A 13243-nucleotide genomic window follows, 5' to 3' on the forward strand; every position below is an offset into this window, starting at 1 on the left:
GACGGCCACACAGAGCTCATCGCCGGGCGCGTATCCGATCAACATCACCGCCGGCTCGCTCACTGCATCGAACTACACGCTCAACTTCGCTGCGGGCACGCTGACCATCATCACCGGCCAGACGCAGACGATCAGCTTCGCGCCCATCGCAAATGTCACGTACGGTGTGCAGCCGTTTGCGCTGAACGCGAAAACCAGCTCGGGCCTCGGCATCACGTATCTCGTGACTGCCGGACCGGCAACCGTGGCCGGGAATGTGCTGACGATTACAGGCGCCGGAAATGTAACGGTCACCGCTACACAACCCGGAGCCGGCCAGTACGGCCCCGCCGCGTCCGTCAGCCAGAGCTTTACCGTGGTGCCTGCGGTCCTGACCATCACAGCCGGCAACGCGACCCGCATGAACAATGAGCCGAATCCCACTTTCGCATACACGCTCACCGGCTTTGTAAATGGCGATACTGTGGGCAGCGCCACCTCGGGTACGCCTCAATTAACAACAACCGCAACGCCGGGCTCTCCGGTTGGAACGTACCCGATCATTCCGACGGCCGGCGCTCTGAACGCGGCGAACTACAGCTTCGCATTCGTGAATGGCACGCTGACGGTCACCTCAGGCGGACCGGCGTCGGCTTTCACGCTGACGGCTACACCGCAGCAGTTGACCGTTGTGTCCGGAGATTTCGTCCAGACCACCATTACCCTCAATCCTCAGAACTACTACCAGGGGCTGGTGACGCTGAGCTGCGGCACGCTGCCGGCAAATGTTCAGTGCATCTTCACACCGGCAACGGTCAGCCCGGATGGCACTGCCACGACGCAGATGACGACGCTGACGATTTCCACCACTACCGGATCCGCGATGGTCGCGGGATTGGATCATACGGGCCATCTGCCGGGCGGGCTGAGAATCGAAGCGGCGATGTTCTATCTTCCTGGCGGGGTGATGGGTCTGTTCCTGATGTTCCGCCGCAAACAATTCGCAAAGAAGGACTGGATGCTGCAACTGATGCTTCTGGCGGTGCTGTTGACCGGACTTGCAGGACTGGCGGCCTGTGGCAGCAGCTCAGGCAAGGCCTCGTCAACCAACGCCGCTCCCGGCACCTACTCCATCACCGTCACGGCGAAGGGGCAGGACGGCACAACGAACACGGTGCCGGTCAGCATACAGGTGCTCTAGCTGAGGCCAATTCAATTCAGATGCAGACTTTATGAAACGAGAGACCGCGATAACCGGGTGAGGCTTTCCGCAACCACGGAGAGCCTTCCTCGCAGCACACAGAGGGCAGCCTCAAAGAGCGTCGTGCTCTATACCGGAGCAATGGCTATCCGGCACAACGCTCATTTTCCTGAAACAGAGATCTGCATTCTGAAAAGACGTAACCGCGGACGAAGGATATGCCTTCCGATTCCATACTGACGCGGGACGGGTTGCCCGAACATCCCGCCCCTGAAATTCGACAGATTTCCGGACGCATTTTCCGCGGCGGCGACGCTCTCGAACTGGCGAAGAAGTACGAGCGAATCCTCATCGAGCGGGCCGGACTGATCGAGCAGCAGGGCGCGCTGGCGGCATACGTAGATAAAAAGCGCGACAGGCGCCGCACTCCCGCGGAGATCGGCATCGAATGCGCGATCCGCCCTCACCGCAACGGCAACGGCGTGCACTTCCAGGTAGAGGGAAGCGCACACAGCATCAATGGAAGCCTGACCGGGCGATTCAACGCTTCGAATTACGAAGAGGCGCGCGACTGTCTCTTTGCCATGATCGAAGCCACCGGCAAATGGATTGATCCGGCATGGTTCCAGAAGCTGCTCCGTGATCCGGCAGACGGAAACGAAAGGAGGCGGACCAGGCAGCTAAAGAAGGCGGCGGAAGAGAAGCCGATCATCCGCCCGGATTTGGCGGCAGATCGGCGCGGCCCCGCCTGGCGCGGTCTTTGCCGCGCTCTGCGGGATCTGTGCCGTCAGAGAGGCAGTGAGATTCCGGCCTGTGTCGTTACGGAACGAGAAGTTATTTTCCATCTTCCGGAAGGCCGCGGAGAGGTGCGGCTTTCTGTAGCGGAACGAGGACTCCTGAAGGTTACGCCGCTTTCGCAGGAGATCATCCGTATGGTGCGAATCCGCACGGGTGGATGCGCCTTTGAGTTCCATCAGGCCCTCCATTCTCCTTATCGTATGGCCCTTGAAATCACACACGAGATCAGAGGGCTTATGGAAGGAATGCAATCGCGCAGTGCAGCAGAAGTACAAGCGCCGTCCGGTGCGCAATATGGGCCGACACCCGCGGCGTAGCGCCGCCGAACAGAAGCTGCGAAACTGCGATTGCCAGAGCGCGAAAAGAGGCCGCTGCATTCTTCAACCGCCCGCAGCGGTGCTGGACTTACAAAGCAAAGAGCGAGCGTCCATGTGAGACGCTCGCTCGATTGAAGCTACTGCGCACTTCCATGAGTTGCACCGTTTAAACCATTCTTCGCGGAGACTCGCTACTCAGGGTCTTCGTCTGCGGTCACTGATCCGGCCTGCAGTTTCAAAGAAGGAACAGGCACCGCACGTCCATCCGGAGTGCACGGGGTCGCGATATCCGTCGGATCGTACTGCGTGGTTGGCCCGTTGAGCCCTTCACCCTGTCGGTTGACCTCATACTGTCCGCTGTTGCAGGGCAGCCACATAGGGTCGAATTGGTACTTGTTGAATCGGGCCTGCATGTCGCGGAGGATCGCCTGCTCCACCCCGCGGAAGAGGCTTGGTGATTTCTCCGGCATTTCCCCGATCATTCCTTCCCTCCACACGGCGAAGCGGCTGATGGGAAGCGAAACAAATGCAGTGGTGTTCGGATTCTTGTAGATCGAGTCCGCACCGTAAAGGTCATACGCCAGCTTGCCGATGCCCACACCGGAGATCTCGATGAACCTGGGGTTCTCCGTCGGTTGATTGGGATATTCGCGATCGGCGCCCGGCTGATATTCCGTCACGGGGATGCCGTAGTTGAGCAACGTGCTCTGCCAGTTCCCGAATACCTTGTGAAGTTTCTGTTTGTAGATGCCGAAATCGTCAATCCTTACCTCGCCGTAAGGACTCACGCTCACATAGACCATCTCGGCAGCACACGGCTTCTGCGAACTGCAGGGGCTGACGGGGTCCCAGAGTTTCGTATCGAAGCTCCGATCCAGCACACGGTCGATCAGCTTCCCTGCGTACCAGCTTCCATCGCGCCCCCTGAGAACACTGAATGCCGGCTGCCCATGGCTGTTCAGAACGGTGATTACGGTGCTTATGTTTGTCACGTTGTTGGCCACACCCTCCGGCAGCTCGATGGCAACGGTAAAGCCGGTCTTCATATCGCCTTCGTTAAGGCGCATGATCGTTGCCGTGGAGGAGGGTTCATTCGTCACAACGGCGAAACCTCCCACATCCTGATTCAGGTGCACATTTTCCGGAAGGTGGGCGCAAACCTCCGAAACAGTATCGAACACACGGCACTGCCCGCGCGACTCGTAGTTCCAGTCGATGATCTTTTCCCCGGGAGGAAGGCCGAGCACGCCCTGCCTGTCATCCGCTCCCTTCTCATCCCCGCCTGTCCACTTAATAGGATCCGTGTGCCGGCGGCCCATAATCCTGAGGTAGTTGACCGCGTTTTCGTACATGTCTGTCGTAAGGCTGGTGGCTAAGAGCGGCAAACCACTGTCCCTGGGAGGAAAGAAGAATTCGATCGAGGCCGAGGCATACGTCTTCAGCCCCTGCTGAAGGCACATGGTGCCGAGGTTAGGGTCCCGAACAGGGGTATCGGGATTACCCTGGAAGGTGCAGGTGCCGTCGGAGCGCCGTCCGCCTTCCGGAAAGGGGTTATAGGAGACGAAGGCGCCGACTCCGCGGTCGTTGTTGACGTCGTCCAGGGATTCCGCTTCAAGATTGATATTCGGGTAGCGAGTCTGCCAGTCTACGGCGAGTAACTTCTCGTAGTGTTTTCTGTAATCCTCGAGCCATGGATGATAGACACTGTAAGTCTCTTTGGGCCCGCTCTTAACCCAGTCTTCGGGATAGACGATGAAGATCAGGCCGGGAGTATAGCCTATCTCCGCCGTTCGAAGGAATTCGTTAAACTCGTCGGCCGTCAGCGGCTTCCGGTCGTGGGCATTTGGCACAGGGGTCTCTGTGATCTGCCTCATCGACTTGAGATTTACCTTGTAGATGAGCACATTTTTCAGGGAGACACCTTTTTGCTGCTCGAACCTGTGGACCTCCCGCAGGATCTTCTGCAAAGAGGTGTACTGCAGCGACTGTTCATATTCAAGGTCGGTGACTACTCTGTCCTCGCCTTTAATATCGACGACGATACCCGCACCGCGCCGCACCACATGGTCGACGACGCCGTGGTCGAGACGCTGCACGCGGTCGAGGTAGGTTTCGAGAAACTGGCGAAAGGTCTGAAAATGAATGGTTCTGTCGTCGCCACCCGACTTGCCGGGGTATCCGTGGCGGTCGGGCTTTACGCGGTTTTCAGCCGCGAGCGTACCACTCTCAATTTTGTAGATGTTGTTCTCCGTGGCCTCATCTCTGTTGGCATTGAGGGCCTCGCCGCGCAGATCCCAGTCGTGCGTGAGGTAAGGAATGCCATCGGTGGTGACGCGGACGTCAAGCTCGACGAGCTCGAGCTTCTGGTCCATCGCCATCATCGCTCCTTCGATGGTGTTCTCCGGGCAGATGTCCCAGTCTCCGCGATGCGCCGTGACGAGGATCAGGTTCTCGCGATCGACCGGCCTCTGCATCTCCCTCTGGAGCTTGACGAGGTCCCAGTCTGAACCATCTCGAGCGCGAGGATTGGTCATGGTCAGGTTTCTGCACTGGCCATCAAGTCGCGCAATGGAAGTAAAGAACAATGGAAATACAGCCACGGCGTAAACAAAGCAGCGAAACTTCCGTATCCCGAACATACGATCCCTCCAGAGAGATTCGCCTCATGATTCGAAGCATTCCTCTGCTGCGACCTGCGGCGCCCTCGAGAAACCATAGGGGCATTGCATGCGTGCCGGAAGTGGAAACGCAGTCTCACCCCCGCGTGTGACTCTTCATGTCACCCCGCAGATTGCCTCCTCGTCAGGGGAGTGACATTGCGCGCGCGGCCGCCTGACCGGCCCTGTCCACAGGATGGCCGGTAGCGGCAACCGCGTCGTGGAAAAAGCACTTACCGGCTCAGGCCGGCTTTTCACCACACACGTATGGTCCGAGCGAGCGGATGACGCTGCGGGTCTCTGTCGTGTTGTCGAGAATATTCACGGAAAATGTATTGCCCGGCGCGGGGACGCGAATATGGATGTGGCCGTTCGTGCTCGCCATCTCCGCGATTCTGCGAATGGCGATCGCGTTCTCCGGCTTCATGGCGGTCGAAAGCACAGCTCTGCCGGTGCCGTAGAGCTGGGTGCTGAGCATGTTGTGAAGACCAGGCATGGCAGGATGGGCCGAGTCCCACGCGTTGATGATGTACAGCTTCGCGCTGAGGGCACGGACCCAGGCCGGGCCGCATGCGTCCACATATCCATGATGATTGGCCACAGCTACATCGACCGGACCGCAGGCCTTCGCGACGGCGGTCTCGATGTCGGCCCAGGGGCGGGTTCCGTAGTATGTGTCATGGTCAAGATCGCCACCGGTGTAGTAGCGAAAGGCGCCATACGCAAGCCGGAGCGCCAGGGAACACTTGTTCTCGTCAGGGAAGCTCTCTTGCGGAAGACCGGCCAGCGAGGGAAACTGCTCTTTGACCGCTGTTCCGCTTCCGGTCCAGACGGCGCCGTTCGACGCCAGGTTCCGGATGTGGAATGAGTTGTAACGCGCGGCGTCGTGCTGCAGGAGAATCTGATCCGCCCGCCCTGGCTCGAAACGCTCGACGGTCCCACCCCGCTGGCGGAACGACTCGAGGAAGGCGCGATAGTTCCGGTCCATAAAGGAATCGAGGCGCTGCGGGTAGTCGTAGCGAGGGAAGTTGCGATCGATGATGGTTCGTATGGGCACCTCTTCAGCCAGGTCAGTGAGACCGCCGAGCTGATATTTCCCATACTTTGACATCGGCGAGCTGTTAAGGTCGTGCTCCGCTATCTCACCCATGTGATCGGCATGAAAGTGTGTCAGGACGAAGTAGTCTATCTCGCGCCGGCCGGCAGCCTGCAGCTCCCGAAGAACGTAACGCGCAACCCACTGTCCCGGCCGAAGTGAGGCGTTTGGCTTTGCTGGAATAAGGTATCTGGATCGACTGGGATCGAGCTGCGGAATGATTGCTCCGGTATCGACCATCATCGTCGTCCCGTCCGGGCAAAGGATGAAAGCCGCTGCCCCGCATCCCGTGGAAATGTGATGGATATCGAGGGTGCCGGGAGTCCATGCCTGAGCCGGGGAGCCGGACTGTACAACTTCTTCGGCAGCCGGGGCCGACGCATAATTCACCGATGGCGCCGCACCGACTGCGAGCGCAAGACCCTGCACGAAATTTCTCCGATTCATGCTTCACTCCTTCTTTTGGCGTCATGGACAGTTACATATCGCATGCGCGCCGGTAAGTGATCGTTGAAGTTACGATCACAATTCTTTCCGGAAGGAGTGCATCGCAAAAGTGGTGGGTACGTGGGATCGGAACGTCTGCCGGAGGTGAGAAGACTTCTTCACCTCTGCGCGAAGGGTCTGATTGGCTGACTGTCTGGCTCCGGACTTCGGGAGAATCGTTGCTGCTGAAGGCAGGTCGATCAGCGCGGGGCAGTGGCGAGGGAGATATCGCTCCGGACGTGGGTCACGACAGCATAGAAGATCCACTTGCCGTCCGGCGAAGCAGCCAGGCTGGGCGTTCCGGGAGACAGGTCCTGGGGCATCACTCCGAGCACGACAGACCTGCGCGAGCGCGGATCATAAGAGACGAGATTGAATGAGTCCCTGTGCTGCTGTGTATAAAGGAGCGTGTCGTTCGCTACGGTCCAGTCCAGCACAGGCGTGGGAGAGATAGACAACGGAGATGCCTTGCTGCCAGGCGCGGTCGATGATTTCCAGAGACTGGAGGAAGAGCCGGGGTTCTGGACAAGGAAGAAAACATCCTTCCCGTCCTTCGACTCCTGCGCGTCCTGCGACCCGGAGGGTCCGATGACGGTTGACTGAGCGTCCGGCAGGGATCGGGTCCAGAGCTGCGACCGGCCGTGGCTCGTGGAATCGTAATAGATATAGTCTCCCCGCCGCGACCAGGAGGGTCTCCTGCATTCGAAGTCACCCTGAAGGATCGGCGCAGGAGCCGAATCTTCGGCTGCCATCATGAAGATCGTGGCGTGGCCTCCAGGCCTGGCGTCGAAGATGATCCGCGACGAGTCAGGCGACCAGCGGATGGTTCCAAGCCAGGGGCCGCCGAAGTGGGTCATCTGCCGCAGCTGCGAACCATCCGGAGAAGCGAACCAGATCTCCGGCGCGCCGGACCGATCCGATACGAAGGCAACGGTCTTTCCATCCGGCGACACGCTGGGCGAATGATTCTGCCCCGACGTTGTAAGGAATGGCTTTGCATCTTCGATGTGGCCATGATCGAGCCGCGCCCGCCAGATCGTCCATCTGTCTTCCTGTTCGACGAAGGCCAGAGACTGCGAGGCCGGCGAGAAGACCGGGTCGGAAGCCCACGCCGAGTTGAGTGGAAGGACCCCGAAGGAACCGGTGGATACATTGAGCACCCGCAGCTCAGAGCGGTTCAGGTCGCGTACTGCATAGATGATGCTTTCACCGTCAGCGGACCAGTCCAGACCCCGGATCTCGCTGTTGACATAGGTCAGCCTTTTCGGTGTCCCGCCTTCCGGCGAGACGACGTAGATATCGCTCACGCCGTGACTTATAAAACGCGCGAAGGCCAGTGTGCGTCCGTCGGGCGAGATGCGGGCATAGCAGTCCTGGTCGACGCCGGGAGGCATCGTCACGGCATGTTGCCGGCCATCTGCGGTCGACACGGAGACGATCCCATAATCCGGAAGGTCCGCGACCTGCGAAGTCAGATAGATGGATCTGCCATCGCGCGACCAGGACAGTTTCTGGCAGTCGGCGAGGGGGCCGCTGGATGTCCACTCGGAGGTCGCATCGTGAATCGACGACACCTGGCGCTGCGATCTGCCATCGCGGCCGCTGATGATCAGCCGGCTCTCTGTATCGAGCTTCTGCAGATAAGCCAGCCGATCTCCGGATGGGGACCATGCCGGATGGAGATTGTAGTGTCCATTGTGGATAAGGTCTGTGGCTGAGCCTCCTGTGGCCGGGCGAACAATGATGTCGGAGGAATTCGAGCTGCCGTTATCAGCATCCACAGCAACGTATGCGATGAGGCGTCCGTCGGGAGAAATATCCGGGCTGAACTGCCGCCCGGAGTCGACGGCAAACGGCGCTATGCTCCAGGTGGCGCCGTACCTGTGGCGATCGTTGGCCGATACGGCATAATCGTGCGCGGCGGCGAGCACGCCGACGCATGCCGTGAAGGTGACAGCGAGCGCCAGTCCGAGAGCCCACAGCCTCGCGTCGCGAAACCGGCCGATGTAGGTTCTCTGAGGCAGCACGGGCGAATCGTGAGGACCGCGGCCGATGGCAGGCTCGGGAATGTTTCTCACATCGAACGTCGCGATGTAGCTGCCCTTGGGGATCGTAATGCGAACCCGCTCCTCAGGGTCGTTCGCCGCCGCGTAGGCTTCCAGCTTTGCGCGCAGCCGCCGGGCTTCGCTGCGAACAATATTGTCGAGCTTGGGGTCCCAGTCCTCCGGCCGGTCGAAGACGCTGATTCCGATCTGCCGTTCCTTCAGAGAATCGAGATCGCTGAGAAGGCTCTTCTCGACGACGTGAGACAAAAAGCGCGACATCCGTTGAGCCCGAACGAACTCAGCGCTTAACAGGATTCTTCGGAGTTGATTCCGGGCAAGCTCGCGATCCATGATTCGCACGTCTCGCAATCATCTGAATAATCGCATTCATTCTAAACATGAGCTGTCCGGCGCGTTCGCGAATACAGGGTTAAATGTCAATTGTATTGACCGTGAGGAACGCTGCTCACCCCGCGATGCCGGAGTTCTCACCCCCGTTCCCACTTGTGGGCAGCCGAAGGGCACATCAATATTCGGGCAGATTGTTGTTCAGCGGGTACACGAACGGCAGTCTTCGCTTCATGCCCTTCGTCTCCGTGCCGGGCCTCGAGCCATATCACCACGGGAGCTTCGCCTCGAGGCAACGTCGCGGTCTTTTCTGAAGACCGCGAGACGCACGGGTTCGTGCACGTTCGTCTTCTATTCACCGGCACCAACTGGAGGAATTATGGGAAAGAGCAAGGATATCGACAAGCTTCAGAAAGAGAACGAAAAGTTTCAGGCGTATCTCGAGGAGATCACCAAAAAGCTGCAGGAGAAAGCGAAGCCTCAGTTCGACAAGCTGTCGGAAGAGATCGAGAACTTCTACGAACACAACGGCTGGACATCGGAGAAGTTCATCGGCGGAGAGAACATCGACTTTATGCACTCTTCGGTGTGGTCTCTGGAGAAACTGAAGGAGGTCATCAACATCGTCGCCGGTGCGATCTTCGGCGGTACGAGCAAGCCTGAGGGAATCGACATCGACATCACCCCGGATATCGGCAAGGCGCTGGCCGCGATGGAGAACCTCGAGCTCTATCTGGCATCGCGCGTTCTGGTCGTTCTGAGCGGAGTGCTCGAGGCCTTCGGCAACTCCAACTCCATCACCTTCAAGACACAGTACAAACAGGAGGCGCTCGGCAACGGCTTCCACATGTTCACCGTCATGGCCTGCGATGCCTATGATTCGCAGGGCTTTCTGCAGAAGGAGAAGATTCTCGAATACATTTACGCCTATGAAATTCGATTCTCCACTCAGGAGGCCGAGAGCCACGCGAAGATTGCGCTCATCGACGCCCTGACGGATGCCATCAACGCATGCGCCGCCAAGATCAAGGCCGCGTCAAAGTCGTGGGTCGAAGAGAAGATCGGAGATGCGCAGTACGCTTCCCTGATCGACACGTACAAGACCATCTCGGAGACTCTCACAGAGCAGCTGAAGGACCTGCAGAAGCAGGGCAGGGAAGTGCTTACCCGGACATACGGGCTCCCGGCGTTGTCCGTCTGATAAGTTCGTCAGGACGGCAGGAGCGGACGGCGATAAACCTGTCGCTGTCCGCTTTCCTGTTTATAAGCGATAAGCCGGTCATCCCTTTGACCGTAACCAGCCCGGGAGCCAGGTCGATCCTGACGAGCCGCACGCTCGCGTTCAGTCCGGATCAGGGATGCAGGTGCAGCGAGGCCAGCTTCGCCTCAAGGCTGCCGCCCTTGTAGGAAGTCGTTTGAAGAAGTGCGTCGAAGGAGTGCAGCTCTCCATTCGTCCCTCTTGCCTGCTTCAGCACTGCCACCATTTTGACCGGATTCAGAAGGAAATCTTCAGCCGCTTCAATCTGATCCATCGTAGGACCTTCGATTAAAAGCACATGTCCTGTCTGGTCCAGATTGGGCGTCAGAGACACGATCCCATAGGAATACCGGGTGTCGCCGGAGTCAAAGGTCGAATAGGTCTGCGATTCGTTGTGTTTCGGTTTCCGGTTCAGAATCGTGTAGTTCCGGCCGTATGCCACGGAGAAATCGACCTGAGAATCGAAGATCTGTACCCAGGGATTCGCTTCCGGAGCGCCAATCAAAATCCCGTTTCCCGTCTTCAGATCGTTCGGACTGAACTCCCGCGCAAAGATGACCTGTATCTGGTCTGAGTAGTGCCTGGGCAGGCGCATAAGAGCCACAATCAGCTTGACGTCGGACATGGTGGTGTATCGCCGCTGCGCCATCGAATCGCTCGCCGGACTTGAATCGGGTGAGCTTTGTCCAGGAGGGGTAGCGAGGTAGGATCGCGATGCATACTCTGCGACCGACACAGTGCGATGCGCCACATTGGTGAAGAGCTTCATTCCGGCGTCACCGGGAACAATATATGTGGTGCGCCGGGGCTGGAACAGCGAGGACCAGAGGAGATCCAGGTTCGTAACGCTTTGCTCGTAGCGAACGTATGCGACGGAGCCGGAAATCCCCAGAAGCATGAGGACAGCAGCCGCGATCAGCCACTTTCGACGCGGCCTCGGAGCTATCGCTGCATCAATATGTTCCAGGAGCCCGGCTTCAGGCGCAGTCTGCTGCGTCTCAGGATTCGCTTCTGGCGCATGAGAAGAGATTTCCCAATCCTGTATCGACGCTTCTGCAGGACCCTCCTGGGTGGTCGATTCAAAGACCGGCACGTAGCTGCCTCTGGGAATCGTTACCCGGATGGAGTCGCGCAGTCCTTCTTCCTGGTAGTAAAGCGCGAGGCGCTGCCGCAGCTGGCGCGCATTCTGGCGAACGATGCCATCGTCGCCGGGATTGTAGTCAGGCTCTCTCTCGAAAACGTGGATACCGATCTGCTGTTCCGTGATTTCGTCATGAAGGCCGAGTATGGCTCGCCTGCCTACATATTCGAGAAAAGCGGAGAGCCTTGCCGAGCGTGCAAAGCTCGGCGTCTGCAGGACGCACTGGATAGCCTCCCATCTGGGATTGCCTTCGAGAGACGCCGCAGGCTGTGTGTCCGGGATTCCTTTAAGGGGTGCAACAGGCACAGAAACAATCTCCGACACTGTCAGGCACAGTCTACTCGGAGGGCGTGAATCCGTGGTTAATCATTTTTGGCGCAGGAACGGCTGTGCAGACCGAAACGCCGGAAACAGGCGGGTTATATCGAACAGACGCCGGTGAATCCCTGTGAATCACCGTTAGGCCCCTGCCCATCCGGCTGCCAATCGACCATATTCTTCGCATGGCAGGCAATCAAAGACTGGCTGGCTGGCGCGAGAGGATCGTCTCCGCGAGAGCATTCGCTGTGGCACATCGAATTGCGGGAGTGTTTGTTTTATTCTTCGTCATCGGTTCTCTCGCGCTGCCGCCGGCGACCCAAAGCCAGCCGGATGGAGAATCGAATCACAGGGAGTCCGCCGGTGAATCCACAACGGCGGAACGGCTGATCCTCGATGAGCAGTCCTTCATTCCCGATGATGCCTCCCACCCCGGCTTCGTCACATCCGCCCGGCGGCTCCTGGTTCCTCCCGAGCTGAAGGAGGCTCCGGAGGAATGGATCGAAAATTCCCTGGCCTGGTGCGACTTCATCTTTAACAGCATGCCGCCTGCGATTCCGGAATATCCGGCCCGGCGCGCCGCGCTCCAGAGGCTGGACGATATTCTGCACATTCAGTCCGCTCCCGACGATCCGGTCGTCCGCCAGTTCTACATCCATCGAATCGAGCACGCGATCGAGGAGATCAGGACGACTCGCGTGACCAGCGGAATGCGAATCTGGAAGCTCTATAACCACGGCTTCTTCGTCAAGACGGCGACCGTTTCCTTTTGCTTCGATCTGGTTCCGGGCGCTCCCGAAACCAGCTTCCAGATTCCGCACAACCTGGTCCGGCAGCTCGCGGAGCTGTCCGATGCAATGTTTATCAGTCACTGGCACCCGGATCACGCCAATAAAGGCGTGGCCGCGGAATTCCTTGCCCTCAATAAACCTGTGATTGCACCGCCCGGGCTCTGGTCGGACGATCCATCCTTCAGCGGCCGGCTGACATACGCGAACCGCGATCCACTGCATATTCAGAAAATCGCCGTCACGCGATCAGAGCGCACCATCCTGGTCAGGACATTTCCCGGGCACCAGGGTCCGCCGATCGAGAACGACCTCTACCTCGTAACGACACCAGAGGGGTTCACGGTCATGCACCTCGGCGATCAGTTTTCATCGCCCGATGATCATTCCGAGGATGCGATTTTTAAAGATTTCGCGAGGAAATACCACGTGGATGTTCTGTTGCCTAACGCGTGGAACCCGCGATTGCTGCAAACCATCACCAGCGTGAACCCCGCCCTCGTCATTCCCGGGCACGAAAACGAACTGGCCCATGCTGTCCCCCATCGCGAGGACTACGTTCAGAGCTACGAACGATTAACAGGATGCAAAACGCCCTGGCTCATCATGGCCTGGGGCGAAGGCTACTCCTTCCACCCTGAAAACCGCCTCATGCTGCGCTCGATACGGCAGAAACAGGACTGAAAACAAATCGTAACAACCGCTGTACATACTGCGGGAAAAGCCAGCCAGCGAGCTGATATTCGGCTTTCGCCGTACCCGCAACAGCATCAGTCGCTTCAACTTTGACAGGAGAGACCATGGCACGCCG

8 protein-coding genes are annotated in these 13243 nt (G+C 58.7%); 4 read left to right on the plus strand and 4 right to left on the minus strand.

Translation table 11 applies throughout. From position 1 onward, the window contains the following. Together D0Y96_RS18910 and D0Y96_RS18915 are read left to right on the plus strand one after the other, a co-directional pair. Window positions 1-1180 (plus strand): MBG domain-containing protein (locus D0Y96_RS18910; RefSeq protein ID WP_286676450.1); only part of this gene is annotated, 1180 nt, incomplete at its 5' end. Between the two features lie 218 nt (window positions 1181-1398). Continuing rightward, window positions 1399-2295: a hypothetical protein gene (locus tag D0Y96_RS18915; RefSeq protein ID WP_117303180.1), complete on the plus strand. Its 897-nt coding sequence runs from the start codon at window positions 1399-1401 to the stop codon at window positions 2293-2295. Window positions 2296-2486: 191 nt separating this feature from the next. Here the strand turns inward: D0Y96_RS18915 and D0Y96_RS18920 are convergent, their stop codons facing one another. The 3 genes from D0Y96_RS18920 to D0Y96_RS18930 form a co-directional block, all read right to left on the minus strand. Next, window positions 2487-4829, minus strand: a complete 2343-nt coding sequence (locus D0Y96_RS18920; RefSeq protein WP_158562491.1) for a glycerophosphodiester phosphodiesterase — start codon at window positions 4827-4829, stop codon at window positions 2487-2489. Between the two features lie 364 nt (window positions 4830-5193). Beyond that, a complete protein-coding gene (locus D0Y96_RS18925; RefSeq protein WP_117303184.1) occupies window positions 5194-6495 on the minus strand; it encodes a ComEC/Rec2 family competence protein in 1302 nt (433 codons plus the stop codon). Window positions 6496-6734: 239 nt separating this feature from the next. Next, window positions 6735-8846 (minus strand): TolB-like translocation protein, encoded by a 2112-nt coding sequence (locus D0Y96_RS18930; RefSeq protein ID WP_158562492.1) that lies wholly within the window; start codon window positions 8844-8846, stop codon window positions 6735-6737. Between the two features lie 460 nt (window positions 8847-9306). Between D0Y96_RS18930 and D0Y96_RS18935 the strand changes: the two genes are divergently transcribed. After that, on the plus strand, window positions 9307-10128 hold the full coding sequence (locus D0Y96_RS18935; protein ID WP_117303188.1) for a hypothetical protein: 822 nt from the start codon (window positions 9307-9309) through the stop codon (window positions 10126-10128). 151 nt (window positions 10129-10279) lie between these two features. Here the strand turns inward: D0Y96_RS18935 and D0Y96_RS18940 are convergent, their stop codons facing one another. Further along, window positions 10280-11632 carry a hypothetical protein gene (locus D0Y96_RS18940; protein WP_117303190.1) on the minus strand — a complete coding sequence of 451 codons (1353 nt, stop codon included), beginning with the start codon at window positions 11630-11632 and terminating at the stop codon, window positions 10280-10282. 260 nt (window positions 11633-11892) lie between these two features. Here D0Y96_RS18940 and D0Y96_RS18945 point away from each other — a divergent pair, with 260 nt between their 5' ends. Beyond that, the gene (locus tag D0Y96_RS18945; protein ID WP_147325149.1) at window positions 11893-13116 is read left to right on the plus strand and encodes an MBL fold metallo-hydrolase; all 1224 of its coding nucleotides are present in this window, start codon (window positions 11893-11895) and stop codon (window positions 13114-13116) included. Window positions 13117-13243 lie beyond the last annotated feature (127 nt).

The sequence above is a fragment of the Paracidobacterium acidisoli genome, assembly GCF_003428625.2.
Classification (GTDB): domain Bacteria; phylum Acidobacteriota; class Terriglobia; order Terriglobales; family Acidobacteriaceae; genus Paracidobacterium; species Paracidobacterium acidisoli.

Excerpts from the sequence above, each read along its gene's own strand:
- D0Y96_RS18915 (WP_117303180.1), top strand. The coding sequence starts at position 1,399 with ATGCCTTCCGATTCCATACTGACGCGGGACGGGTTGCCCGAACATCCC.
- D0Y96_RS18920 (WP_158562491.1), bottom strand. The coding sequence starts at position 4,829 with ATGACCAATCCTCGCGCTCGAGATGGTTCAGACTGGGACCTCGTCAAG.
- D0Y96_RS18925 (WP_117303184.1), bottom strand. The coding sequence starts at position 6,495 with ATGAATCGGAGAAATTTCGTGCAGGGTCTTGCGCTCGCAGTCGGTGCG.
- D0Y96_RS18935 (WP_117303188.1), top strand. The coding sequence starts at position 9,307 with ATGGGAAAGAGCAAGGATATCGACAAGCTTCAGAAAGAGAACGAAAAG.